General features: G+C 71.9%; 21 protein-coding genes and 1 pseudogene. 13 read left to right on the forward strand and 9 right to left on the reverse strand.

Annotated features, from left to right (window positions below; translation table 11 throughout):
• The first annotated feature begins 29 nt into the window (after positions 1-29).
• The 3 genes from ACFV7R_RS15230 to ACFV7R_RS15240 all read left to right on the forward strand — a co-directional run bounded on the left by ACFV7R_RS15230 (position 30) and on the right by ACFV7R_RS15240 (position 2,018).
• On the forward strand, positions 30-590 hold the full coding sequence (locus tag ACFV7R_RS15230; RefSeq protein ID WP_385263692.1) for an RNA polymerase sigma factor: 561 nt from the start codon (positions 30-32) through the stop codon (positions 588-590).
• Positions 577-1,494 carry a hypothetical protein gene (locus ACFV7R_RS15235; protein WP_385263694.1) on the forward strand — a complete coding sequence of 306 codons (918 nt, stop codon included), beginning with the start codon at positions 577-579 and terminating at the stop codon, positions 1,492-1,494. The genes ACFV7R_RS15230 and ACFV7R_RS15235 overlap by 14 nt, the downstream gene beginning before the upstream one ends.
• 101 nt (positions 1,495-1,595) lie before the next feature.
• Entirely contained in the window at positions 1,596-2,018 is a 423-nt protein-coding gene (locus ACFV7R_RS15240) for a hypothetical protein (protein WP_385263696.1), read from the forward strand.
• Here ACFV7R_RS15240 and ACFV7R_RS15245 read toward each other — a convergent pair.
• Entirely contained in the window at positions 1,994-3,445 is a 1,452-nt protein-coding gene (locus tag ACFV7R_RS15245; RefSeq protein ID WP_385263698.1) for a glycine hydroxymethyltransferase, read from the reverse strand. The genes ACFV7R_RS15240 and ACFV7R_RS15245 overlap by 25 nt on opposite strands.
• Before the next feature lie 240 nt (positions 3,446-3,685).
• Between ACFV7R_RS15245 and rocD the strand changes: the two genes are divergently transcribed.
• A complete protein-coding gene (rocD, locus tag ACFV7R_RS15250; protein ID WP_129799158.1) occupies positions 3,686-4,891 on the forward strand; it encodes an ornithine--oxo-acid transaminase in 1,206 nt (401 codons plus the stop codon).
• An 8-nt stretch (positions 4,892-4,899) separates the two neighbouring features.
• On the opposite strand, the gene ACFV7R_RS15255 is transcribed toward rocD, so the two are convergent.
• Both ACFV7R_RS15255 and ACFV7R_RS15260 read right to left on the reverse strand, forming a co-directional pair.
• A complete protein-coding gene (locus ACFV7R_RS15255) occupies positions 4,900-6,084 on the reverse strand; it encodes a glutathionylspermidine synthase family protein (RefSeq protein WP_385263700.1) in 1,185 nt (394 codons plus the stop codon).
• Positions 6,085-6,099: 15 nt separating this feature from the next.
• Positions 6,100-6,465: a hypothetical protein gene (locus ACFV7R_RS15260; RefSeq protein WP_385263702.1), complete on the reverse strand. Its 366-nt coding sequence runs from the start codon at positions 6,463-6,465 to the stop codon at positions 6,100-6,102.
• Positions 6,466-6,886: 421 nt separating this feature from the next.
• On the opposite strand from ACFV7R_RS15260, the gene ACFV7R_RS15265 reads away from it, so the two are divergent.
• The 6 genes and pseudogenes from ACFV7R_RS15265 to ACFV7R_RS15290 all read left to right on the forward strand — a co-directional run bounded on the left by ACFV7R_RS15265 (position 6,887) and on the right by ACFV7R_RS15290 (position 14,941).
• The gene (locus ACFV7R_RS15265; RefSeq protein ID WP_385263704.1) at positions 6,887-7,465 is read left to right on the forward strand and encodes a hypothetical protein; all 579 of its coding nucleotides are present in this window, start codon (positions 6,887-6,889) and stop codon (positions 7,463-7,465) included.
• 30 nt (positions 7,466-7,495) lie between these two features.
• Positions 7,496-9,844, forward strand: a complete 2,349-nt coding sequence (gene pabB / locus ACFV7R_RS15270; protein WP_385263706.1) for an aminodeoxychorismate synthase component I — start codon at positions 7,496-7,498, stop codon at positions 9,842-9,844.
• Positions 9,841-11,364, forward strand: coding sequence for a benzoate-CoA ligase family protein (locus ACFV7R_RS15275; RefSeq protein ID WP_385263708.1), 1,524 nt, complete (start codon positions 9,841-9,843; stop codon positions 11,362-11,364). The genes pabB and ACFV7R_RS15275 overlap by 4 nt, the downstream gene beginning before the upstream one ends.
• A gap of 29 nt (positions 11,365-11,393) precedes the next feature.
• The gene (locus tag ACFV7R_RS15280; RefSeq protein ID WP_385263710.1) at positions 11,394-12,959 is read left to right on the forward strand and encodes a class I adenylate-forming enzyme family protein; all 1,566 of its coding nucleotides are present in this window, start codon (positions 11,394-11,396) and stop codon (positions 12,957-12,959) included.
• A pseudogene (locus ACFV7R_RS15285) lies at positions 12,956-14,133 on the forward strand (FAD-dependent monooxygenase). The gene ACFV7R_RS15280 and the pseudogene ACFV7R_RS15285 overlap by 4 nt, the downstream one beginning before the upstream one ends.
• A gap of 13 nt (positions 14,134-14,146) precedes the next feature.
• Entirely contained in the window at positions 14,147-14,941 is a 795-nt protein-coding gene (locus ACFV7R_RS15290; protein ID WP_385263712.1) for an aminotransferase class IV, read from the forward strand.
• 104 nt (positions 14,942-15,045) lie between these two features.
• Here the strand turns inward: ACFV7R_RS15290 and ACFV7R_RS15295 are convergent, their stop codons facing one another.
• Together ACFV7R_RS15295 and ACFV7R_RS15300 are read right to left on the reverse strand one after the other, a co-directional pair.
• The gene (locus ACFV7R_RS15295; protein ID WP_385263714.1) at positions 15,046-15,534 is read right to left on the reverse strand and encodes a carboxymuconolactone decarboxylase family protein; all 489 of its coding nucleotides are present in this window, start codon (positions 15,532-15,534) and stop codon (positions 15,046-15,048) included.
• 86 nt (positions 15,535-15,620) lie between these two features.
• A complete protein-coding gene (locus tag ACFV7R_RS15300) occupies positions 15,621-17,024 on the reverse strand; it encodes a PLP-dependent aminotransferase family protein (protein ID WP_385263716.1) in 1,404 nt (467 codons plus the stop codon).
• 47 nt (positions 17,025-17,071) lie between these two features.
• Here ACFV7R_RS15300 and ACFV7R_RS15305 point away from each other — a divergent pair, with 47 nt between their 5' ends.
• The 3 genes from ACFV7R_RS15305 to ACFV7R_RS15315 are packed head-to-tail and all read left to right on the forward strand — an operon-like array spanning position 17,072 to position 18,164.
• The gene (locus ACFV7R_RS15305) at positions 17,072-17,578 is read left to right on the forward strand and encodes a carboxymuconolactone decarboxylase family protein (protein ID WP_385263717.1); all 507 of its coding nucleotides are present in this window, start codon (positions 17,072-17,074) and stop codon (positions 17,576-17,578) included.
• Complete coding sequence (locus ACFV7R_RS15310) at positions 17,575-18,021, forward strand: carboxymuconolactone decarboxylase family protein (protein ID WP_385263719.1); 447 nt, start codon at positions 17,575-17,577, stop codon at positions 18,019-18,021. The genes ACFV7R_RS15305 and ACFV7R_RS15310 overlap by 4 nt, the downstream gene beginning before the upstream one ends.
• A complete protein-coding gene (locus ACFV7R_RS15315; RefSeq protein ID WP_385263721.1) occupies positions 18,018-18,164 on the forward strand; it encodes a hypothetical protein in 147 nt (48 codons plus the stop codon). Before ACFV7R_RS15310 ends, ACFV7R_RS15315 begins: the two co-directional genes overlap by 4 nt.
• A 3-nt stretch (positions 18,165-18,167) precedes the next feature.
• Here ACFV7R_RS15315 and ACFV7R_RS15320 read toward each other — a convergent pair whose 3' ends face one another.
• Genes ACFV7R_RS15320 through ACFV7R_RS15335 form a run of 4 tightly spaced genes read right to left on the reverse strand, consistent with a single transcriptional unit; the run spans position 18,168 to position 23,779 of the window.
• On the reverse strand, positions 18,168-19,124 hold the full coding sequence (locus ACFV7R_RS15320; RefSeq protein WP_385263723.1) for an ABC transporter substrate-binding protein: 957 nt from the start codon (positions 19,122-19,124) through the stop codon (positions 18,168-18,170).
• A 1-nt stretch (position 19,125) separates the two neighbouring features.
• A complete protein-coding gene (locus tag ACFV7R_RS15325) occupies positions 19,126-21,060 on the reverse strand; it encodes an ABC transporter permease (protein ID WP_385263724.1) in 1,935 nt (644 codons plus the stop codon).
• Positions 21,060-22,250 carry a glycine betaine/L-proline ABC transporter ATP-binding protein gene (locus ACFV7R_RS15330; protein ID WP_385263726.1) on the reverse strand — a complete coding sequence of 397 codons (1,191 nt, stop codon included), beginning with the start codon at positions 22,248-22,250 and terminating at the stop codon, positions 21,060-21,062. Before ACFV7R_RS15330 ends, ACFV7R_RS15325 begins: the two co-directional genes overlap by 1 nt.
• Complete coding sequence (locus tag ACFV7R_RS15335) at positions 22,250-23,779, reverse strand: GMC family oxidoreductase (RefSeq protein ID WP_385263728.1); 1,530 nt, start codon at positions 23,777-23,779, stop codon at positions 22,250-22,252. The genes ACFV7R_RS15330 and ACFV7R_RS15335 overlap by 1 nt, the downstream gene beginning before the upstream one ends.
• Positions 23,780-23,809: the final 30 nt, after the last annotated feature.

Raw genomic sequence — 23,809 nt, forward strand, 5'->3', positions numbered from 1 at the left:
AGGGGGGCCGCATCGTCGATGAGGCCGCGGTGATCGCACGCGTACGCGCCGGAGAGCCGGAGGCGTACGCGGAGCTGGTGCGGGCCCATACGGGCATCGCACTGCGGGCGGCCGCGGCGCTCGGGGCGGGTGCGGACGCGGAGGACGTGGTGCAGCAGGCCTTCGTCAAGGCGTACTGCGCGCTGGGCCGGTTCACCGAGGGCTCGGCGTTCAAGCCGTGGCTGCTGTCGATCGTGGCGAATGAGACGAGAAACACCATGCGCACGGCAGCGCGCCAGCGCACGCTCGCCGGACGGGAGGCGGCGTTCGTGGAGGCGGAGCCGCTGATACCGGAATCGGCGGACCCGGCGGTCGCGACGCTCCGGACGGAGCGCCGCGCGGCCCTGCTCGCCGCCCTGGACAAGCTGAGCGAGGAGCACCGCCTGGTCGTCACCTACCGCTATCTGCTGGAGATGGACGAGTCCGAGACCGCCCAGGCACTGGGCTGGCCCCGGGGGACGGTGAAGTCCCGGCTCAATCGCGCGCTGCGGAAACTGAGCCGGTTGCTGCCGGATTTTCAGCCGCGGGAAGGGGGTGATGAGCGTGGGTGACAGGTCGTACGACGGTGAGGGCGGCGCCCGGCACGGGCTCAGTGGTGCCTCCCGGCTGCCGGAGGAGCTGCGGGCGCTCGGCCGGTCCCTGGACGCGCCCGGGGGCGCCGGGTCGGGCGGGTCGGAGTCGATGGTCGAGCGGGTGCTGGAGCAGATACTCGCCGAGCAACTGCCCGTCCCGGAGCCGCCGGGCGCCGGTGCGCGGCTGCGGGCGGTGCGGCAGTGGACACGGGTGCGGTGGCGTTCGCTGACGGCCGCGCTGTGCGGGCTGCTGACCCTGCTCGCGGTCACTCCCCCGGTGCGTGCCGCGGTCGTCGACTGGTTCGGCTTCGGCGGGGTCGAGGTGCGGTACGACCCGTCGGCGGTGCCCTCGCCCGGTACCGAGGTGCCCGGCTGCGGCCGGTCGGTGTCGCTGGCGCAGGCCGCGCGGCGGGCCGGCTTCGAACCGCTGGTGCCGGACGCGCTCGGGCCCCCGGACGCGGTGACGGTGTCCGGTGCGCCGCAAGGGCGGTTCCTGGTGAGCCTGTGCTGGCGCGAGGAGGGGCGCACGATCCGGTTGGACGAGTATGCGGCGAGCATCGACATGACCTTCGTGAAAGCGGTGCCGGAGCAGCCGGAACGGCTGACGCTGGACTCCGGCAGCAGCCCCACCGACGGGGAATCGGGAACAGCCCTGTGGTTCGCGCGGCCGCATCTGCTGAAGTTCTGGCTCGTGGACGAGGACCGGGGCCGCTTCACTCTGGCGGAGCGGACGGCCAGCCCGACGCTGCTGTGGACCCACGGGACGCCGAACGGCGAGGTGACGCTTCGCCTGGAGGGCGTGGCGGCGAAGGAGCGGGCGGTGGACGTCGCGCAGTCGGTCGAGGAGGGCCCGGCGAGGTCCTCGGAAGAGCCTCCCGAATAGTGCGCACGGGACGGGAACCCCGACGGCCCGGGCGGTGTACCAGAAGTGACACGCGGCTCGCGGACGGGCCGCACGGGGATCGATTGGTTCGGGGGGCTGGGATGCGCAGGCACGTGATGTGGTGGAAGGGCCGGTGCCGCGAACCGGCGGCGCTCACGGCGGCGTTGGCGGTGGCGCTCACGCTGCTGCTCTGGGGCGCGCCGGCCGCGTCGGCGGGCGGACCGACGAGCGTGCTCGTGGTCTCGCCGGAGAGCACGGAGGCGGCGGCTCAGTACTCCACGGAGAAGGAGCACGGGGAGCTTCAGAGGCTGCTGGGCGGCCAGGACGGGACAGGGTCTGCGGGGCCCGGCATGAGGGCGGGCCGGGCGGCCGGCGCTTGGTGGGCGATACCCGGGCTGGCCGTGGGGCTGGCCCTTGGGGCGGGCGGCACGCTGTTGATACGCCGCGCGGCGGCCCGGCCGGTAGCCGGACCGCCGCGGGTGGGACCACACCGGAAGCGTCAGCCGAGGTCGATCTCCGGGTAGAGCGGGAAGCCGGCCACGAGGTCGGTGGCCCGGTGGGAGATCTCGTCCGCGATCTTCGGGTCGAGGATGTGCTGGGCCTTGGAGGGCGTGCCCTTGGCAGTGGTGCCGGGCTCGGTGGAGGTGAGGACACGGTCGATGAGGCCGGCGACCTCGTCCATCTCGGCGGTGCCCAGGCCACGGGTGGTCAGGGCGGGGGTGCCGATGCGGATGCCGGAGGTGTACCAGGCCCCGTTGGGGTCGGCCGGGATGGCGTTGCGGTTGGTGACGATGCCGGACTCGAGAAGCGCGGCCTCGGCCTGGCGACCGGTCAGTCCGTAGGAGGAGGCGACGTCGATCAGGTTGAGGTGGTTGTCCGTGCCGCCGGTCACCAGGGTCGCGCCCCGGCGCATCAGACCCTCGGCGAGGGCGCGGGAGTTGTCGACGATGCGCTGGGCGTAGTCACGGAAGGAGGGCTGCCGTGCCTCGGCGAGAGCGACGGCCTTGGCGGCCATGACGTGCGGGAGCGGGCCGCCGAGGACCATCGGGCAGCCGCGGTCGACCTGGTCCTTGAGGGAGTCGTCGCACAGGACCATGCCGCCGCGCGGGCCGCGCAGCGACTTGTGGGTGGTGGTGGTGACGATCTGGGCGTGCGGGACCGGGTCGAAGTCGCCGGTCAGCACCTTGCCGGCCACCAGACCCGCGAAGTGCGCCATGTCGACCATCAGGGTCGCTCCGACCTCGTCGGCGATCTCCCGCATGATCCGGAAGTTCACCAGACGAGGGTAGGCGGAGTAGCCGGCGACGATGATCAGCGGCTTGAACTCGCGGGCGGAGGCGCGCAGGGCCTCGTAGTCGAGAAGGCCGGTGGCGGGGTCGGTGCCGTAGGAGCGCTGGTCGAACATCTTGCCGGAGATGTTCGGGCGGAAGCCGTGGGTGAGGTGACCGCCGGCGTCCAGGGACATGCCGAGCATGCGCTGGTTGCCGAAGGCCTGGCGCAGCTCGGCCCAGTCGGCCTCGGAGAGGTCGTTGACCTGGCGGGCACCGGTCTTCTCCAGGAAGGGGGCCTCGACACGCTGGGCGAGGACGGCCCAGAAGGCGACGAGGTTGGCGTCGATGCCGGAGTGCGGCTGGACGTAGGCGTGGCGGGCGCCGAAAAGCTCCTTGGCGTGCTCGGCGGCCAGGGACTCGACGGTGTCGACGTTGCGGCAGCCGGCGTAGAAGCGGCGGCCGACGGTGCCCTCGGCGTACTTGTCGCTGAACCAGTTGCCCATCGCGAGGAGGGTGGCCGGGGAGGCGTAGTTCTCGGACGCGATCAGCTTGAGCATCTCGCGCTGGTCGTGGACTTCCTGGCCGATGGCGTCGGCGACGCGCGGCTCGACGGCGCGGATCACATCGAGGGCGGAGCGGAAGGCGGTGGATTCAGTGGAGAGGGGCTGCTGCTCTGGCATGTCGGCCTCCGGGCGGCGTGGCTTTCAGCGTTCGCGGTTCACGGTTCGGCCCAGGCGCACGGCACTCGCTCGTCAGGCCGTCTCAAGGCCCTCGGGGGCCGCTCCCCGATGGTCGGTCCCATCCCAGCGCGCCAGTCACGGCCCGCGAGTCAGCCTACCGGGCGCGCCGGACGACCAAGTTCCCGAGTCCACCATGCGAGCGAGGATAGGAAGGGGGCATCCTCATGTTCGGGAGTTGCCGTGACCGCTACGGAAAGTCTTATCGCCGCCGCCGAAGCCCACAGTGCGCACACCTACCACCCGCTGCCGGTGGTTGTCGCCAGCGCCGACGGGGCGTGGATGACGGACGTGGAGGGCCGACGCTATCTGGATCTGCTGGCCGGTTACTCGGCGCTCAACTTCGGGCACGGCAACCGGCGGCTGATCGAGGCGGCGAAGGCGCAGTTGGAGCGGGTGACGCTGACGTCGCGCGCCTTCCATCACGACCGGTTCGCGGCGTTCTGTGCGGAGCTGGCGGAGCTGTGCGGGATGGAGATGGTGCTGCCGGTGAACACGGGCGCGGAGGCGGTGGAGTCCGCAGTGAAGACGGCCCGGAAGTGGGGGTACCGGGTCAAGGGCGTGCCCGCGGAGATGGCGAAGATCGTGGTCGCCGGAGGCAACTTCCACGGCCGGACAACGACGATCATCAGCTTCTCCACCGACCCGGAGGCGCGGGCGGACTTCGGACCGTACACGCCGGGCTTCGCGATCGTGCCGTACGGGGATCTGACGGCGATGCGGGAGGTGATGACCGAGAACACGGTCGCGGTGCTGCTCGAGCCGATCCAGGGCGAGTCGGGCGTGATCGTGCCGCCGCCGGGTTATCTGCCGGCGGTGCGGGAGCTGACCCGGGAGCGGAACGTGCTGTTCATCGCCGACGAGATCCAGTCGGGCCTGGGGCGTACGGGACGGACGTTCGCGTGCGAGCACGAGGGGGTCGTGCCGGACGCCTATGTGCTGGGGAAGGCGCTGGGCGGCGGGATCGTGCCGGTGTCGGCGGTGGTGTCGTCGGCGGAGGTGCTCGGGGTGTTCCGGCCCGGGGAGCACGGGTCGACGTTCGGCGGGAACCCGCTGGCCTGTGCGGTGGCGCTGGAGGTGATCGCGATGCTGCGGTCGGGCGAGTACCAGGCGCGGGCGGCGGAACTCGGCGAGCATCTGCACCGGGAGCTGGCGGCGCTGGCGGGGACCGGGCGGGTGTCGCAGGTGCGCGGGCGCGGGCTGTGGGCGGGTGTGGACATCCACCCGAGGTACGGCACCGGGCGGGAGGTGTCCGAGAAGCTGATGGACCGGGGCGTGCTGGTGAAGGACACCCACGGTTCCACCATCCGGATCGCGCCACCGCTGGTCATCGGGAAGGAGGACCTGGACTGGGGGCTGGCCCAACTCCGCGGTGTGCTGGGCCTGTAGGGCTCGCCCTAGAGGATGACGTGCGGCAGGAAGCGGGCGTACTCGTCCGTGATCAGGCCGGAGGACTCGCGGATGCCGAGGCCGGCCGACTCGTCCTCGACGACCCAGGCGCCGAGAACGACGCGGTTGCCGTCGAAGTCGGGCAGGGGGGCCAACTCCTGGTAGCAGCACTGCTCTTCGCGCACGACCGGGTCCGCGCCCGGCTGGTGGACCGTCACTCCGGCGCCCTCGCGGCCGAGCAGGGGCTTGGCGACGTAGCCACTGGTCGTGGCCAGCTCGCGGGGGCCGTCGAGGTAGGCGGGCAGCAGGTTCGGGTGTCCGGGATACAGCTCCCAGAGAATGGCGAGGAGTGCCTTGTTGCTCAGCAGCATCTTCCAGGCGGGCTCGATCCACAGGGTGGTGCCGGTGCCGCCGCCGTTGTCGAGGGTGTCGAGGACGTGGTCGGCGAAACGGTCGGTGGTGAGCCATTCCCAGGGGTAGAGCTTGAAGCAGCTGCGGATGAAGCGGAGGTGGTTGTCGACGAAGCGTCCGGAGAGGCGGTCCCAGCCGATCTCCTCCATGGAGATCCAGTCGGCGTCGAGGCCCGCCTGTTCGGCGGTCTCCTTCAGATAGGCGACGGTCATGAGGTCCTCGCCGAGTTCGTCGGCCGAGGAGTACGCGAAGTACAGGGGGCTGCCCGGCGGGAGGAGGGCGGCCTGCTTCTTCCAGGCGTCCATCAGGCGTTCGTGCAGGGAGTTCCACTGGTCGGCGCCCGGGAAGCGCTCCTCCATCCAGAACCACTGGGGCGACGCGGCCTCGACGAGGGAGGTGGGGGTGTCGGCGTTGTACTCCAGGAGTTTCGCCGGGCCCGTGCCGTCGTGGCGGAGGTCGAACCGGCCGTAGACGGAGGGGAGTTCGGCACGGCGGTGCCAGGCCTCGGCGACCACCCGGGCCACGCGCGGGTCGGTGATGCCGAGGTCGGCGAAGCGGTCCTCCGCGACGATGTGGTCGGCGGCGGCCAGGCACATGCGGTGGAGTTCCTCGACGACCTCCTCCAGGGCCTCGACCTCGTCGAGGGTGAAGACGTAATAGGCGCTCTCGTCCCAGTAGGGGCGCAGGGAGCCGTCGGGGTGGCGGGTGAGCGGGTAGATGAGCCCCTGCTCCTCGACGGTCTGCTGCCAGCCGGGGCGGGGCTCGATGGTGCGGCGTTCCATGGGCGCGGTGCCCCCTCAGCCGCCGCTGCTGCCGGAGCCGGAGCAGCCGAAGCCGCCGCGGTCGACGGCCTCGCTGCGGCTGAAGGTGCCGTAGTCGGCGTAGCCGCCGCTGACGTCGGCGTCGTAGTACCAGGCAGCGTCGACGCCCTTGGCCGTGCCGGTGCCGGTCTTCTTGCGGCTCTTGCCGTAGGAGGAGCCGGACGAGCCCGACTTGCAGTTCTTGTCGGCGATGATCTTGTAGCCGTTGATGTAGTCGTAGCTGTCCTTGTCCACGCAGCGGCGGTCCGGCTCGGACCCGCACGACGTGAGGGCCGCCGCGAGGACACCCATGCCTCCGAGCACCACCGTGCTCGACCTCAGCCGTCGCCGTGACTCTGCCATCTCCGTGTCTCCCCGTTGTGTGCTGCTTCGGACGGTGTGCCTGTCGCTGATCACCGGCTTACGAGCGGACAGCCTAGAGATCCGGTGCGAGCGCATACGCAGGAGCCCCCACCCGCGGCCGCTCCCCTCCTGTCGTTTTGCGGCCTTTGCGAGGGCATGCGCCCTTGATGCGATGGCCCGCCGGTACCGCGACGGGCCGCCCCTGCCGCCGGTCGGCGTCGGCCGAGGGGCGCGAATCAACCCCTTTCCACCTCCACTTTCCCTGTCCGACCGAATAGCGATCACAGGCCTTTTCCAGTCCTTTACAAGTGATTCTCTGGCGCCAAGGCGACCGAAAAGAGCACAAAGAGGAGCGTCCCGGACAGCAGAAAAAAATCGTTGAAGCTTGAACGCACGGAGACCGCTTTCCGTATTCGAAGGCGTGACCAGTAATTCCGTCACTGTCACCGTGGCCTATCACGTGACGCTGGGCCGCGAGGCCGACTTCCATACCTGGGGGTGGAGCATGCTGAGCGCAAGTGCTCGGCAGCCGGGGTTTCTGGGGGGTGGGGTACTTGCCGACGGAGAGGCGCAGTGGCATGTCGTCTATCGCTTCGCCAGCGAGGGAGCAGCCCTGGCCTGGGAGAACTCCTCCGCCCGGACGCAGTGGGACGCCTGGGCGGAGGGCCTCGCCCGGGAGACGGAACGCAGGAGGGTGCGGGGCTCCAAGGCATGGTTCGAGAGCCAGACCCTCCCCCCTGCCCCGCCGGCTCCGCCGTCGAAATGGAAGCTGTGGTTCGTGAATATGAGCGCGGTGTTCCCGCCGGTGCTCCTGTTCAATCTGCTCGTGCTTCCCTATCTCGGCGACCTCAATCCGCTGATCCGCACACTGCTGTTGTGCCTATGCGTGACGGCCCTGGTCACCTGGATTCTCATGCCGCGCCTTCAGCGTTTCTTCAGGAAATGGCTGTATCCACCGATCCAGGCGCTCCGCGGGCGGCACAAACGACGGACCGCGTAGGCCCGAGAACGACCCGAGGGAGGTGGGCGGGTGAAGACCCTGCTCATCGACAATTACGACTCGTACACGTACAACCTGTTCCAGTTGATCGCCGAGGTCAATGGCGAGGAGCCGGTGGTGATCCGCAATGACGCCCCCGCCGGGGACATTCCGGATCTGCGGAAGTTCGACAACGTGGTGGTGTCACCGGGCCCCGGTCACCCGGCGAAGACGCGTGACTTCGGCATCGGCGCCAGGCTGCTCGCCGCCTCCCCGGTGCCCGTGCTCGGCGTCTGCCTGGGCCACCAGGGCATCGCGCTCGGGGAGCAGGGCAGCGTCGTCTCCGCCCCGGAGCCCCGGCACGGGCATCTGTCCACGATCCGGCACGACGAACGCGACCTGTTCCAGGGGGTGCCGCAGAACTTCACCGCCGTCCGCTACCACTCACTGGCCGTGCGCGAGCCGCTGCCCGAGACGCTCGAGGCCACCGCCTGGGCGGAGGACGGCGTCCTGATGGGGCTGCGGCACCGCAGCCGGCCCCTGTGGGGCGTGCAGTTCCACCCGGAGTCCGTGCTCACCGACTACGGGCACCGCATGCTCGTCAACTTCCGGAACCTCACGGCCGAGCGGGCCCGCAAGCTCCGTACGAAGAACACGGCGGTCCCGGCGCCGGACGCGTCCCTGCCCCGCCCTTCGCTCCACCCGCCCGCCACGGCGGACTCCGGCCCCGAGGCCCACACGGACGCTCCCGGCTCCATGGCCCCCTCGGGCACTCCCAGCCCCGGCCCCACGGCCCTCTCCCACCCAGCAGTCACCCCGTCCACTCCGTCCACCCTGCCCATCCCCCGCCCCCGTCGAGCCGCCCGTCCCGCCTACCGTCTGCACACCCGGCGTATCGACACCGTGGTCGACGCGGAGGCCGCCTTCACGCGGATGTTCGCCGCCTCGCGGCGGGCGTTCTGGCTGGACAGTTCCCTCGTCGAGTCCGGACGGTCACGGTTCTCGTTCTTCGGTGACGACAGCGGGCCGCTCGCCGAGTTCGTGCACTACGACGTCACCAGCGGCCGCTGCGAGATCGAGCGGGCCGGGCGGCCGACGCGCAGGGTGACGGCGAGCGTGTTCGACTACCTCAAGCGACAACTGGCCAACCGTCATGTGGACGCCACCGGCCTGCCCTTCGACTTCACCGGCGGCTATGTCGGCTACTTCGGCTACGAGATGAAGGCCGACTGCGGCTCACCCAACCGCCACCGCGCCGAAACCCCGGACGCCTGCTGGCTGTTCGCCGACCGGATCGTCGTGGTGGACCACCAGGATGGCCACACCTACGCCGTCTGTCTGGCGGAGGACACCCCGCAGGCCGCGCGGGAGACCGCCGACTGGCTGGAGAGCGCGCTGGCCCAGCTCACCTGCGTGACGACGGAGCAGGCCGCCCCGCCCGTGCCGGCCGAGGCGGACCCGGGCGCCGCCGAGCCGTGGCTGGTGCGCGACCGGACGACGTATCTCGCGGACATCGAGGCGTGTCAGCGGGAGTTGCGGGCGGGCACCAGCTACGAGATCTGCCTGACGAACGCCGCCCGGTTGCCCGCCCCGCCCGACGCGTACGCCTTCTACCGGGTGCTGCGCCGCGTCAACCCGGCGCCGTACTCGGCGTTCCTGAGGTTCGGGGACCTCGACGTGGCGGGCTCCTCCCCCGAACGGTTCCTGCGGATCGGGCGGGACGGTGTCGCCGAGGCCAGGCCCATCAAGGGAACCGCGCCGCGCGGCGACGGGCCGGAGGACGATCTCCGGCTCAGGGACGCGCTGGCGGCGGACGCCAAGACGCGCGCCGAGAACCTGATGATCGTCGACCTGCTGCGCAACGACCTGGGCCGGGTCTGCCGGACCGGGACGGTGCGCGTGCCCCGCCTCATGGCCACCGAGACGTACGCGACCGTGCACCAGCTCGTCTCCACCGTGGAGGGCCGACTGCGGGAGGGCACGGACGCGGTGGACTGCGTCCGTGCCTGCTTCCCCGGCGGGTCGATGACCGGCGCGCCGAAGCTGCGCACCATGGAGATCATCGACTCCCTGGAGACCGAGGCCCGTGGCGTCTACTCCGGCGCCCTCGGCTACCTGGGGTGCAGCGGTGGCGCGGATCTCAGCATCGTCATCCGTACGGCCGTACTCGCCGACGGTCTGATGCACCTGGGCGCCGGAGGCGCGATCGTCCTCGACTCCGACGCGGCGGCGGAGTACGACGAGATGCTGCTGAAGACGGCGGCCCCGATGCGGGCCCTCCATCAGTACACCGCCGAGCGGATCCGGGAGCAGCGGGAGCAGACCGCCGTACGGACGGCCGCCGTGGTGCCGCTGAGTGCCCGTGCGGAACGCGCGGCCGCCGAGGAGGCCGCGCAGTGACGTCCCCGCAGTCCACGCTTCTTCCGGCCGACGCCAGCGCACCCGGCAACCTCGCCGCCCACCTGGCCGCGCTCGTCGAGCGGCGCGGGTGGGGCGGCCGGGCCGCGTTCCACCAGGGCCACCGGACCTGGACCCACGGCGAGGTGCACGATCTCGCGGCCCGCGCGGCCACCGTGCTCGCCGGCCATGGCGTGCGCCCGGGCGACCGGGTGCTGCTCGCGCTGCCCGACTCCGTCGCCTGGGTGACGGCGTTCCTCGCCGCCGCTCGCCTGGGTGCGGTCGCCGTGCTGGTCAACCCCGAACTCCCCGCCGCCGACCACGCGTTCATGGCCGAGGACACCGACGCGGCGCTGTGCGTGACGGGACCGGGCCTGGAGGATCGCTTCACCACACGGCGGCGCCTGGGCGCCGACCAGTTCATGGCCCTCGCCCCCGCCGCCGGGCCCGCCCCCGCCCACCCGGTCGACGCGCACACGCCGCTGTACGTCCAGTACACCTCCGGCACCACGGGCCGCCCCAAGGGAGTCGTGCATGTGCACGGCGATCCGAAGACGTACCACGATCTGATCGGCCGGCGGCTGCTGCGGATCACCGCGGACGACGTCACCCTGTCGGTGTCGAAGCTGTACTTCGCCTACGGCTTCGGCAACGCCTGCGTCTTCCCGCTCTTCTCCGGCTCGTCCGCCGTCCTGGTGGGCGGGCGTCCGACCCCGGCCGCCGTCGACGAACTCGTCGCCCGGCACCGCGTGACCCTGCTCTACTCCGTGCCGTCCGCGTACGCCGCCCTGGTGGCCGACCGCGGCCACGGGCACGAGGCCTGTTTCGCCTCGGTACGCGCCGCGGTGTCGGCCGGCGAGGGCCTGCCGCACGGGCTGGCGCGGCAGATCACCGAGCTGCTCGGCGCGCCGGTGCTGGAGCAGATCGGTTCCACCGAGGCGGGTCACGCGTTCTGCGCCAACAGCTTCGGCCACAACCACACGGGCACCGTCGGCCGCCCCGTGCCCGGCTTCGAGGTGGAGCTGCGCGACGGTGCCGGCCGACCGGTGCCGGACGGCGCGGAGGGTGAGATGTGGGTGCGCGGGCCGACGGTGACGCCCGGCTATCTGAACCGGCCCGCGGAGACCGAACGCACCCTGGTCGGCGGTTGGCTGGCCACCCGTGACCGGGCGCGGCGCGAACCGGACGGCACCTACCGGCACCTCGGCCGTGCCGACGACATGGAGATGGCCGGCGGCATCACCGTCTCCCCGCTGGAGGTGGAGGCCGTACTGCGCACCCACGCCGCGGTGAAGGAGGTCGCGGTCGCGGCCGTCACCGACGGGCACGGGGCGAGCCGGCTGCGCGCCTTCGTCGTCCCCGTCACCCCGCGGCCGGCCGGCCTGCAGGACGACCTGCTGAGCCTGGCACGCGAGCACCTCGCCGCCTTCAAGGTGCCCCGGAGCATCAGCTTCGTCCCGTCGCTGCCCCGCACCGCGACCGGCAAGCTCCGCCGCCACCTGGTGAGGCAGGGCGCGTGGTGACCACCACCCCGAGAGAAAGGAACGGCGCCATGGGACAGAGGGATCCCCTGATCGGCGACCGCGGCTTCTACCTGGGCCCGGTGTTCCGTCGGGCGGCCGACCGCCACGGAGCCGTCTTCGTCACCCTGGACCGGCCCCTGGACGTCCGCCCCGGCCTCGGGGTCGACCTCAGCTACCCGGTGCTGGCCGACGTGGTCGAGGAGCTGTCCGGCCGGCTGTGGGAGGCCGGGGTACGCCCGTCCGAGCAGGTGGTCGTGCACAAGACGGACAACGTCGACATCGTGCTGCTGACCTGCGCGGTCTCCCGTATCGGCGCCGTTCCCGTGCTGCTGTCGCCCGGGCTGGACGGCCCGGTGGCCGCACAGCTCCTCGAACGCCTCGACCGGCCCTGGCTGATCACCGACCGGGCGAAGCTGGACGGACCGCTGAAGGACGTCTCCGGCCTCGTACGGCGGACGCTGTCCGTGGACGACGCGCCCGGCGCCGAGCCCCTGGAGAAGTACGCCGGCGCGAAGCCGCCCACCCCCGTACGGCTGCACCCTCGCGAACCGTCCCTGATCACCCACAGTTCGGGCACCACCGGCGTCCCCAAGCTCGCCGTGCACTGCGCGAACACCATGTGGAACCGGCTCGTGCCGCAGCAGGCGATGGGCTGGCCCACCCGCGGCGAGACGGCGGCGCTGCACATGTCGTTCGTGCACTCGCGCTTCTACCACCTGCTCGGCGTCCTGCTGCGCTTCGGCAGCCCACTCGTGCTGATCACCGACCCGGACCCGGCCGCGGTGGGTCCGCTGCTGGTCCGGCACCGCCCCGGCATCGTGGAGACCCACCCCAACACGTTCGTGCTGTGGGAGGAGCTGACCGACGCGCCCGGCGCACCGCTGTCCCGGGTGAGGTCGTACGGCTCCACGTTCGACGCGATCCATCCACGCACCGTGCGCAAGCTGCTCGACGCCTCGCGGCGCCGAGCGCCCTGGCTGATCCAGCTGTACGGGCAGAGCGAGACGGGCCCCGTCGCGGTCCAGTGGTTCACCCGCCGCAGCGCCGCCCGCGCGGACGGTCGCCGGGTCGGGACCGGGATACCCGGGTTCACCCGGGTCCGGGTCACCGACCCGTACGACGGCAGGCGCCTCCCGCCCGGCACACCCGGCCGGATCGAGGCCCGCACGAGAGGCCGGATCCTCACCTATCTCGGTATGCAGGAGCGCTACGACCGCCAGCTCAACGACGGCTGGTGGGAGATGGGCGACATGGGCTACCGCAGCCGGCTGGGCGCCCTCCACCTGATCGACCGGGAGATCGACCGGATCGACTCCGTCCACAGCAATCTGGAGGTCGAGGACACGCTGATGTCCCGGCTGGAGGAGCTGCGGGAGGTCGTCATCGTGCCGGGTGCGGACCGGGAGCCGGTGCCGGTGGTGTGCGTCCGGGGCGAGCAGCCCCTGGACCCCGAGCGCTGGCGGGAGGCCACGGCCGATCTGCCCGTGATGGCCGAGCCGCGGCAGTGGCGGTTCGAGGACCTGCCGATGACCGGCACCTGGAAGGTGAAGCGGGTGGAGATCACGCGCATGCTCGCCGAGGATGCTCCCGCATGACCCCCGTCGTCGTGGTGGGCGCCGGCCCCGTGGGCCTGTCGGCGGCGCTCGCGCTGCGGGCGCACGGGCTGCCGGTCGTGCTGCTGGAGGCAGACCCGGAGGACCGCGAACGGCCGGGCAGCCGGGCCCTGTTCGTGCACCGGGAGACCCTCGCCCTGCTCGACGGGATGCGGCCGGGGCTCGCTGAGGAGATCACGTCGTACGGCCGGACCTGGCACACCCGGCGCACCCTCTACCGGGGCCGAGGGGTGTACGCCCGGACGTTCCCGCCCCTTGCGGGGCCGCCGCCGTTCACCAGCCTGCGTCAGGTGGACACCGAGCGCTTCCTGCGCACGGCCTGCGAGCGGGCCGGGGTGGAGTTCGTCTGGGGCGCCCGGGTCACGGCCGTACACAGCGCGGAGGACGGGGTGCGGCTGATCGGCGAGGACGGGCGGGTGTGGACCGCCGCGTACGCCGTCGCCGCCGACGGGGCCCGCTCCACCATCCGGCGCGAGCTGGGCATCGCCCTGGAGGGCACCCACGGCGAGGGCTTCCACGTCGTCGTCGACGTCGCCGACATCCCGGGCGCCGAGCTGCCGCTGGAGCGGGTCTTCCACTACGAGCATCCCGGGGTCGGCGGGCGCAGCGTGATGCGGGTGCCGTTCACCGGGGGTTTCCAGGTCGACCTGCAGTGCCGGGACGACGACCGGCAGGAGGCCTACGGCACCGAGGAGGCCGTACGGGGCTGGCTGCCCGCGGTCGTGGGAGACGGGTACGCCGAACGGTCCTGTGGGTGTCGACGTACCGGTTCCTGCGCAAGGTCGCGGCCTCGTTCACCGATCCGCACCACCGTGTGCTGCTGGCCGGCGAGGCGGCGCATCTGTTCCCGCCGTTCGGCGCGCGGGGCATGAACAGCGGGATCGCGGACGCGGCGGCGACCGCGGCGTCCATCGCCGCGGGGACGGCCGACGCGGTCGCCGGCTTCGCCGCGGTCCGCCGCGCGGCGGCCCTGTTCAACAGTGCCGCCGCCGGGGCCGCGCTGGACCACCTGCGGCCGCGGCGCCGGGCCGTACGGGTCGGGCAGCGCGCGGCGGCGGCCCTGGCGCCCGTGCTGCCGTGGTGCGGGTCCTGGCTGGAGCACGCGCCGTACGGGCCCCGGCACGGGGCGCCGGCCGTCGCGGGCGGCAAGTACTGAGGAGGAGCTGTTGGTGACACGACCGGCGGTTGCGGAAGGCGTGCTGACGTGGACGCACGCCCGTGGCCTGACCCCGGGGGCGGGGACCGGCGGGCGGCTGCTCGTCGCGGACTCCTGGCTGCTGCGCGAGGGCCGGGTGCGGGGGTACGGCCGGCACCGGGAGCGGTTCCTGCGGGCCTGCGCCGAGAGCGACGGGCCGGGGCCGCGCCGGCTCGTCGAGTTCTGGCAGGACGTGACCGCCGCGCTGCCGCGCACGGGTACGTGGTTCCCCCGGGTGGAACTCGCGGCGGGCTCGGGTGACCTGCGGCTGCTGCTGCGGCACGCCCCGCCTCTCGCCGCCGAGGTGCGTCTGTGGGCCACGGGGCAGCCCGACCCGCGCGCCTTCCCCCGCCGCAAGGGGCCGGACCTTCAGACGCTGGCCCGGGTGCGCCGCCGGGCCTCCGGCGAGGGCGCGGACGAGGCGGTCCTGACCACGCCCTCCGGGGTGGTGCTGGAGGCCGCCACCGCCAGCGTGCTGTGGTGGGAGGACGACACCCTGTGCCTGCCCCCGCCCCGGCTGCCCGTCCTGCCCGGAGTGACCGCCGGGCTCGTCCAGGAGCGGGCCCTGCGGTCCGGGATCCGTATCGCGCACCGCGAGCGGACGGTGGCCGAGCTGGACGGCCGCGAGGTGTGGCTGGTCAACGCGCTGCACGGGATCCGGCCCGTGACCGGCTGGGCGGGAGTGCCGATGCGAGCGGCACCGGCGAGGCGGGCCGGGGAATGGCGGGCGTGGCTGGACGACATCATGGAGCCGCTGCCGGCGGTGTGAATTCTCCGGAACGCATTCAGTGCCCCGACAGTGATTCCGCCGGGCCCTGCTTTTTCGAGTTTTTCGAGCAGGCCGGCGGAATCACTGCTGCATAAAACTGCGCGCTATTCTCGCGGCGCGGGCTGATAAGCGCCCGGCACCATACGCGTCGCGACGGCGATCCGGTTGTACGCGTTGATGACGGTGGCCGCCCAGATCAGCGCCGCGATCTGGTCCTCGTCGAAGACCCCGGCGGCCCCGGCGTAGACCTCGTCCGGGACGTGACCGTCGTGGACGAGCGTCACAGCCTCGGTCAACGCCAGTGCGGCGCGCTCGCGTTCGGTGAAGAAGGGGGTCTCCCGCCAGGCGTTCAGGGCGTAGATCCGCTGCTCGGTCTCACCCTGGGCACGGGCGTCCTTGGTGTGCATGTCGAGGCAGAACGCGCAGCCGTTGATCTGCGAGGCGCGGATCCTGACCAGTTCCAGGATTTCCGGTTCGATCTTCGCGTCCTGCGCCGCGGAAACGGCGGCTGCATGCAGGGAGCCCATCGCCGCGGAGACGTCCGGGGTGTTTTTCTTCAGGGCCACGCGCGTTATGTAATCGCTTTTGTTCATGGGCCGACACTATCCGCGGAACGGGATTCCGGAGCGGAAAACAGTCCGATCAACGGAAAATGGCCCGCCGACGGAAAACCGTCCGGCTATCCGGGCAGCGCCAGGCACAGGGCGTCCAGCGCGCCCGACCAGGCGTGATCCGGCGGCGTGGCGTACCCCACCACCAGGCCGTCCACCGGCTCGGTGGCCGCGTCGGGGTGCCGGTAGCGGGTGAGGCCGTGCACCGCGAGCCCCTGCCAGGCGGCCGCCCGGACGACCGACTGCTCGGTGCCGGGCGGCAGACGCAGCACGGCGTGCAGACCGGCCGCGATGCCGGTGGCGCGCACCTGGGGGGCACGGGCGGCGAGCGCCGCGACCAGGGCGTCCCGGCGGCGCCGGTACCGCAGGCGGGCCGACCGTACCTGACGGTCGTAGGCGCCGGAGTTGATGAACTCGGCCAGGGTCAGCTGGTCCGTCACCCCGCACGTGTCGACGCCGCCCTTCGCCGCCGTGACCTCCCCCACCAGGCCGGGCGGCAGCACCATCCAGGCCAGCCGCAGGCCGGGGGCGAGGGACTTGCTGGCGGTGCCGAGGTAGACGACACGGTCGGGGTCCAGACCCTGCAGGGCGCCCACGGGCTGGCGGTCGTAGCGGAACTCGCCGTCGTAGTCGTCCTCCAGCACCAGTCCACCGGTACGCCGCGCCCAGTCCACGACAGCCGCCCGCCGGTCACGGTGCAGGGGCACGCCCATGGGGAACTGGTGGGCGGGCGTGAGCAGCACGGCACCGGCGTCCGCCGGCTCCCCGTCGGTCAGCCTCCCCGGATCCGTCCCCCGTTCGTCGAAAGGCAGGGGTGCCGTGTGCAGGCCCGCCCTGGTCAGCAGGGTCCAGTGCGTGTCGAGGCCGTACGACTCGACGGCGACGGTGCGGACGCCGCGTGCCCGCAAGGCCGTGGCGAGCAGCTTCAGGCCATGGGCGAAACCGGCGCACACCACGATCCGTTCGGGGTCGGCACGCACGCCCCGGGCCCGGGCGAGGTAACGGGCGAGCGCGCCGCGCAGTTCGGTGCGGCCGCGCGGGTCGCCGTAGCCGAGGGCGTCGTAGGGGGCCGCGGTCAGGGCGCGACGGGCGGCCTTGAGCCACTCCGTGCGCGGGAAGGAGGCGAGGTCGGGGAGGCCGGGGAGCAGGTCATAGGCGGGACGGACGGGTTCGCGGGGACGGCCTGCCGAACCGGCCGGCCGCACGACCGTGCGGCCGGCGACCCGCGTGCCCGAGCCCTGCCGGGCGGTGAGCCAGCCCTCGGCGACCAGGTCGGCGTAGGCGTCGGCGACCGTGTTGCGGGCGATGCCCAGGTCGGCGGCGAGCGTACGGGAGGACGGCAACCGGGTGCCGGGGGCCAGCCGACCGGAGCGGACCGCCTCGCGCAGGGCCTCGGTCAGGCCGCGGCGCAGCCCCGGACCGGCCGGGTCCAGATGCAGGTCGACACCCAAAGTGGCCCAAGGTTTCGCCATGGAAGTGGACCATACTCCTGGGCTGCTTCACTCCTAAGGTCGAGGGCATGACGACGAACGACACTGAGACGACCGTGGAGTACGCCCCCGAGCCGACCCCGCGCCTGGACTGGGCCCGGCACGCCCCCGACGTCTTCAAGGCCATGCTCCGGCTCGACACGGCGGCCCAGCAGGGCCTGGATGCGAAGCTGCGCGAACTGGTGAAGATCCGCGCCTCCCAGATCAACCACTGCGCCTTCTGCCTCGACATGCACACCAAGGACGCCCTCGCGGCGGGCGAGAGCGTCGAGCGGATCGTGCAGCTCAGCGCCTGGGAGGAGTCGCGGCACTTCTACACCGAGAAGGAGCTCGCGGCACTGGAGCTGACGGAGGCCGTGACCGTGCTGACGGACGGCTTCGTACCGGACGAGGTGTACGAGCGGGCCGCCAGGCACTTCGAGGAGGCCGAGCTGGTGCGGCTGATCGCCGCGATCACGGTGATCAACGCGTGGAACCGGTTCGGGGTGACCTGCCGCCGGACGCCGGGGCACTACCAGCCGGGGCAGCACTCGTGACGACCCGCAGCCAGGTCCTCGACAGGACGGTCGCCCAGGCCATGTCCGGCCTCAGCGCCACCGCGAAGAAGGGCCTCGGCGACCCCGCGCTCGCCGAACTCGTGATGATCCGGGCCTCGCAGCTCAACCACTGCGCCTTCTGCCTCGACATGCACCTCTCACTCGCCCGGAAACACGGCGTGAGCGAGCTGCAGCTCGATCTGCTGGGCGCCTGGGAGGAGGCCGAGGACGTCTTCGACGAACGGGAACGGGCCGCGCTCGCGCTGACGGAGGCGGTGACCGTCCTGACGGACGGCTTCGTGCCGGACGAGGTGTACGAGCGGGCCGCCAGGCACTTCGACGACGTCCGGCTGGCCCACCTCATCGGACTCGTCGTCGCCATCAACAACTGGAACCGGGTGATGGTCAGCCGCCGGATTCCGCCGGGGGGTCACACGCCGTGAGCAAGGCCGAGACGTTCCGCAGACTGCACCGGGGCCGCCCGCCCGGCTCTTCGTCAACGCGGGCGCCGACCGCGTATCCGATCGGCGCCCCGCCGGACGTCCTGCCGCTGCTGCGGGACATCGCGGCCGGCCTCACGAAGTGAGCGTCAGGACAGCCACGCCTTCCACGTCGGCCTGTGGCTGTCCACCCACTTCTTCGCCGCCTCCTCCGGCGACAACTTCTGCTCGGCGATCATCAGGGAGACCTCGTTCTGGTCCTCGGTCGTCCACTGGAACTTCCTCAGGAAGGCCGCCGCCTTGCCGCCCTGCTCGGCGAAGTCCGTGTTGAGGTACTTCTGCAGCGGCGTGTGCGGATAGGCGCAGGCGACCTTCGCCGGGTCCGCGTCGCAGCCCTCCTGGTACGCGGGGAGCTTCACCTCGGTCATGGGGACCTTCTTGAAGAGCCACTGCGGGGAGTACCAGTACGTCAGGAAGGGCTTCTTCTCCTTGGCGAACTGCTTGATCTGGGTGATCTGCGCGGCCTCCGAACCGGCGAAGACGACCTGGTAGTCCAGCTTCAGGTTCTTCACCAGCGCCTTGTCGTTGGTGACGTAGGAGGGGGAGCCGTCCATCAACTGGCCCTTGCCGCCGCTCTCCGGGGTGCGGAACCGGTCGGCGTACTTGTTGAGGTTCTTCCAGTCGGTGACGTCGGGGTGCTGCTCGGCGAAGTACGTGGGGACGTACCAGCCGATGTGCCCGGTGACCCCGAGGTCGCCGCCCCGAGTGATCGTCTTCTTGTCGTCGACGTACCGCTGCTCCTGCTCGGGGTGGCCCCAGTCCTCCAGGATCGCGTCGACGCGGCCCTGGCTGAGGGCGTCCCAGGCGGGGACCTCGTCGACCTGGACGGTGTCGACGCGGTAGCCGAGTTCGTGTTCGAGCAGGTACTGGGCGACGGCGACGTTCGCCTGCGCGCCGACCCACGACTGCACGGACAGGGTCACGGTCTTGGCGCCCTGCGCGTTCGCGAAGGGCGAGGCCTGCTGGGTCATGTCGGCGGCGCCGCAGCCGGTGGTCAGCACCAGCAGGGCTAGAGCGCCCGCCGTCATCATCCGCTTGCGACGCATCTCAGGCTCCCTTCTTCGCACGGCGACCGGTCGGCTGTATCACCCGGTCGAGCATCAGGCCGAGGCAGACGATTGCGGCACCTGCCACCAGACCGGTCGCCAGGTCGCCCTGCGCAAGGCCGAAGACGACGTCGTAGCCGAGCGCGCCGGCGCCGACCAGGCCGCCGATGATGACCACGGCCAGGACCAGGACCACGCCCTGGTTGAGCGCCAGCAGCAACGCCGGCCGGGCGAGCGGAAGCTGGACCTGGCGCAGCTGCTGTCCACTGGTCGCGCCGAGCGAGCGGGCCGACTCCATGGCCGCGGGGTCGACCTGGCGCAGGCCCTGCGCGGTGATACGGACGACGGCCGGGAGCGCGTAGACGACGGCCGCGGCGACGGCGGGGGCACGGCCCACACCGAACAGTGCGACGACCGGGATCAGGTACACGAACTGCGGCATCGTCTGGAAGACGTCCAGGACGGGCCTCAGCAGCCGCTCGAAGCGGTCGCTGCGGGCCGCCGCGATGCCGGTCGCGAAGCCCAGGACGAGGGTGACGGCGACCGCCGCCAGCACCTGGGAGAGCGTGTCCAGCGCCGGCTCCCACACGCCGAGCACACCGATCGCGGCCATGGCGAGGACGGCGGTGAGCGCGGTGCGCCAGGTGCCGATCAGCCAGGCGAGGGCGGCCACCACGAGCAGCACCGACCACCAGGGCAGCCACTGCAGACCGTCGCGCACCGGGTCCAGGACCCAGGTGGTGAAGTGGCCCGCCCAGTCGGCGGTGCCGCCGACGACCGGCACGCCCGAGTACAGGTGGGCGGTCATCCAGTCGACGGCCCGGTTCACCGGCTCGGCGATGTTCAGGGTCCAGGAGTCGGGCCAGTCGGTACGGCCCAGCAGGCGGCCGGCGACCGCCACGGCCAGGGCCGCAGCCAGGGCGTACGGCCATCCCGCGCGGGGGTGTTCCGTGCCGCCGTTCCCGGCCGCCGCCGTCACGCGGTCCAGCACGACCGCGAGGAGCACGATCGGGATACCCGCAGCCAGCGCCGCGCCCACGTCCACCGAGGCCAGTGCCTGGTAGACGCGGTCACCGAGGCCGCCCGCGCCGATCACCGAGGCGATGACGGCCATGGACAGCGCCATCATGATCGTCTGGTTGAGGCCGAGCAGGAGTTCCTTGCGGGCCAGCGGGACACGGGCGGTCAACAGGCGTTGGCGGGCGGTGGCGCCCAGTGACTCGACCGCCTCCAGGACACCCTGGTCGGCGCCGCGCAGGCCGAGGGCGGTGAGACGGGCCATGGGCGGGGCGGCGTAGACGACGGTGGCGAGGACGGCGGCCGGGACGCCGATGCCGAAGACGAGCACGACGGGCAGCAGGTACGCGAACGCCGGGAGCACCTGCATGGTGTCCAGGACCGGGCGCAGCACTCGGTCCATACGGTCGGACAGTCCCGCCGCGAGGCCGAGCAGGGCGCCGACCGCGACCGACGCGAGCACCGCGACCACCATCAGGGCCAGCGTCTGCATCGTCGGCACCCACATGCCGAGCAGTCCGCAGGCGAGGAAGGCCGCCGCCGTGCCGAGCGCGAGTTTCACGCCGGCGACCCGCCAGGCGACGAGGGCTCCCAGGGCCGTCACGCCTGCCCAGCCGATGGTCAGGAGGGTGAGGTAGACGGCGCGTACGGAGAGGACGACCGCGTTGCTGATGTGGCCGAAGAAGTAGAGGAACAGGGGGTGGCTGTCGCGGTTGTCGATGATCCAGTCGCTGACGTCGGTGAGCGGCTGGGTGAGGTCGATGGTGAGGGCGCCGGGCCAACTGCCGCTTGTCCAGCGTGCGTTGGCCAACGGCACGAGAATCGCTGCGGCGAGGGCGAGCAGGAGGAGCTTGCGGGCGGCGGGGTGTTTGAGGGCGCCGGGGAGCGTGCGAGGGGGCGTTGCGGTGAGCGTGGCCATCAGACCGGCTCCTTGTTGGTGCCGGCGGAGCTGGTCGCTTGCCCGCGTTGGCGAGGTGCCTCCCCCACGCTCGAACGAGCTCGCGCGGGGGCACCCCCATCGCCCACCCGTGCCGCCCCAGCGGCACGACTGCCCGCAGCTACGGCGGCAGCTGCGTCAGCTTCGGCGGCTACGCCGGCCACCACGTCCAGCAGGGCCGTGTGGTCCACGATGCCGACGCAGCGGCCCCCGTCCATCACCCGGACCGGGCCGCCGGTGCGCGCGACCGCCTCGATCGCCTCCGACACCGTCGCCCCCGGCGCCACCGCCGGGCCGCTGTCCGCTTCGTCCGCCGACGCGGGCCGCATGGCGGTGCGGACCGTCATGACCTGCTCGCGGGGCACGTCCCGGACGAACTCGCGGACGTAGTCGTCGGCCGGGGAGCCGACGATCTCCTCCGGGGTGCCGAGCTGGACGATGCGGCCGTCGCGCATCAGGGCGATGCGGTCACCGAGTTTGAGGGCCTCGCTCAGGTCGTGGGTGATGAAGACCATCGTGCGGCCCTCTTCGCGGTGCAGCCGGACGACCTCCTCCTGCATCTCCCGCCGGATGAGGGGGTCCAGTGCGCTGAACGGCTCGTCGAACAGGAGCACCTCGGGGTCGACGGCCAGCGCTCGCGCCAGACCGACCCGCTGCTGCTGGCCGCCCGACAGCTGGCCGGGCCTGCGCTGCTCCATGCCTTCCAGGCCGACCTTGGCGACGACCTCGGCGGCCTTGGTGCGCCGCTCCGCCCTGCCCACGCCCTGGATCTCCAGGCCGTAGGCCACGTTGTCGAGGACCGTGCGGTGCGGGAGCAGGCCGAAGTGCTGGAAGACCATCGCGGCGCGGTGCCGGCGCAGTTCGCGCAGCCGGGCCTTGTCCATGGCGCGAACGTCCTCGCCGTCGATGGCGATGGTGCCGGCCGTCGGTTCGATGAGCCGGGTCAGGCAGCGCACGAGCGTCGACTTGCCCGAGCCGGACAGGCCCATCACGACGAAGACCTCGCCCTTGCGCACGTCGAAGGAGACGTCCCGGACGGCGGCGGTGCAGCCGGTGCGGGTGCGCAGGTCGGCGGCCGGAAGGACGGCGAGCTCGGGATCGGCCGGAACACGGTCGGCCTTCGGGCCGAAGACCTTCCACAGGCCGTCCACCGAGAACACGGACGTACTCATCACGCACCACCCCCGATCAGGTCAACGGCCCGCTCACCGACCATCAGCACCCCGATCATCGGGTTCACGGCGGTCATGGTCGGGAAGACGGAGGCATCGGCGATCCGGATGCCGTCCAGACCGCGGATCCTCAACTTCGGGTCGACCACGGCGAGTTCGTCGTCCACGGCGCCCATGCGACAGGTGCCCGCCGGGTGGTACACGGTGTGCGCGACCTTGCGGGCGTACTCGCTGAGCTCCTCGCCGCTGGTGATCTCCGGGCCGGGGCAGACCTCCCGCTTGAGCCAGTGCGCGAGCGGCTCGGACTTCGCGATCTCACGGGCGATACGGATGCCGTCGACGAGGGTGCGGCCGTCGTGGTCGTCCTCGTCGGTGAAATAGCGGAAGTCGAGGGCGGGCTTCTCGGCAGGGTCCGCACTCTTCAGGTACAGCCGCCCCCGGCTCTTCGGCTTCGGGATGTTCGGGGTCATCGAGACGCCGTGCGCGGGGCGTTCGTAGCCGAGCCGCTCCGGGTTGTCCGTGAACGGGATCTGGTAGAAGTGGAACATCAGGTCCGGGCCCGCGTGTTCGGGGTCGCGGCGTACGAACAGGCCGGCGTCGGAGTCCATCGCGGAGTTCTCCGGGATGGGACCGTGGGTCTCCCAGACGATCACCGACTCGGGGTGGTCGAGCAGGTTCTCGCCGACGCCGGGCAGATCGTGCGCCACGGGTATGCCGAGCGCCTCCAGGTCGGCCTTCGGGCCGATGCCCGAGTGCAGCAGCAGCCGCGGGGAGTCGACCGCGCCGGCGCACAGGACGACCTCGTTGCGGGCCCGTACGAGGAGTTCCTCGCCGTCCTTCGTGCGGACGTGGACGCCTTCGGCGCGCGTGCCGTCCAGCTCCAGCCGGTACGCCCAGGTCTCCAGAAGGATCGTCAGGTTGGGCCGCTCGTCCATGACCGGGTGCAGATACGCCACCGAGGCCGACGACCGCTTGTTGTTCTCGGGGTGGTAGGCGAGGTCGAAGAAGCCGACGCCCTCGGTGAACGGCTTCTTGTTGAAGCCCTCGACGCGCGGCACGCCGAGCGCGGACTGGGCGGCGTCGACGAAGTCGCGGGCGATGGCGTTCCGGTCCTTCTCGTCGACCGGGACGATGTTGTTCAGCAGGCGGGCGAAGTACGCCTCCATCTGGACGGCGCCCCAGCCCTTGGCGCCGGCGTTCTCCCACTCGTCCCAGTCGGACGGCAGCGGCTTGAAGGCGATCAGCGTGTTGTGGGAGGAGCAGCCGCCGAGGACGCGGGCGCGGCTGTGCCGGATGTGGGAGTTGCCGCGCGGCTGCTCGGTGGTCGGGTAGTCGTAGTCCAGCTCGCCGCCGAGCAGGCCCATCCAGCGGCGCAGGGTGAGGACGTCGTCGCGGCCGACGTCACTGGGGCCGCCCTCGATGACGGCGACGGTGACGTCGGGGTTCTCGGTCAGCCGGGAGGCGATGACGGAGCCTGCCGTGCCGCCGCCGATGACGACGTAGTCGTAGACGTGGGTGTTCTCGGGCATGGGGTGGTACTCCGGTGGGGGGTCGAAAGA

This window comes from Streptomyces sp. NPDC059866 (assembly GCF_042731325.1).
Taxonomy (GTDB): Bacteria; Actinomycetota; Actinomycetes; order Streptomycetales; family Streptomycetaceae; genus Streptomyces; species Streptomyces flavusporus.

Bases quoted from the DNA above. Each gene is read 5' to 3' on its own strand.
- ACFV7R_RS15235 (WP_385263694.1), top strand. From the start codon at position 577: ATGAGCGTGGGTGACAGGTCGTACGACGGTGAGGGCGGCGCCCGGCAC.
- ACFV7R_RS15240 (WP_385263696.1), top strand. From the start codon at position 1,596: ATGCGCAGGCACGTGATGTGGTGGAAGGGCCGGTGCCGCGAACCGGCG.
- ACFV7R_RS15245 (WP_385263698.1), bottom strand. From the start codon at position 3,445: ATGCCAGAGCAGCAGCCCCTCTCCACTGAATCCACCGCCTTCCGCTCC.
- ACFV7R_RS15255 (WP_385263700.1), bottom strand. From the start codon at position 6,084: ATGGAACGCCGCACCATCGAGCCCCGCCCCGGCTGGCAGCAGACCGTC.
- ACFV7R_RS15260 (WP_385263702.1), bottom strand. From the start codon at position 6,465: ATGGCAGAGTCACGGCGACGGCTGAGGTCGAGCACGGTGGTGCTCGGA.
- ACFV7R_RS15280 (WP_385263710.1), top strand. From the start codon at position 11,394: ATGGGACAGAGGGATCCCCTGATCGGCGACCGCGGCTTCTACCTGGGC.
- ACFV7R_RS15295 (WP_385263714.1), bottom strand. From the start codon at position 15,534: ATGAACAAAAGCGATTACATAACGCGCGTGGCCCTGAAGAAAAACACC.
- ACFV7R_RS15300 (WP_385263716.1), bottom strand. From the start codon at position 17,024: ATGGCGAAACCTTGGGCCACTTTGGGTGTCGACCTGCATCTGGACCCG.
- ACFV7R_RS15305 (WP_385263717.1), top strand. From the start codon at position 17,072: ATGACGACGAACGACACTGAGACGACCGTGGAGTACGCCCCCGAGCCG.
- ACFV7R_RS15320 (WP_385263723.1), bottom strand. From the start codon at position 19,124: ATGCGTCGCAAGCGGATGATGACGGCGGGCGCTCTAGCCCTGCTGGTG.
- ACFV7R_RS15325 (WP_385263724.1), bottom strand. From the start codon at position 21,060: ATGGCCACGCTCACCGCAACGCCCCCTCGCACGCTCCCCGGCGCCCTC.
- ACFV7R_RS15330 (WP_385263726.1), bottom strand. From the start codon at position 22,250: ATGAGTACGTCCGTGTTCTCGGTGGACGGCCTGTGGAAGGTCTTCGGC.
- ACFV7R_RS15335 (WP_385263728.1), bottom strand. From the start codon at position 23,779: ATGCCCGAGAACACCCACGTCTACGACTACGTCGTCATCGGCGGCGGC.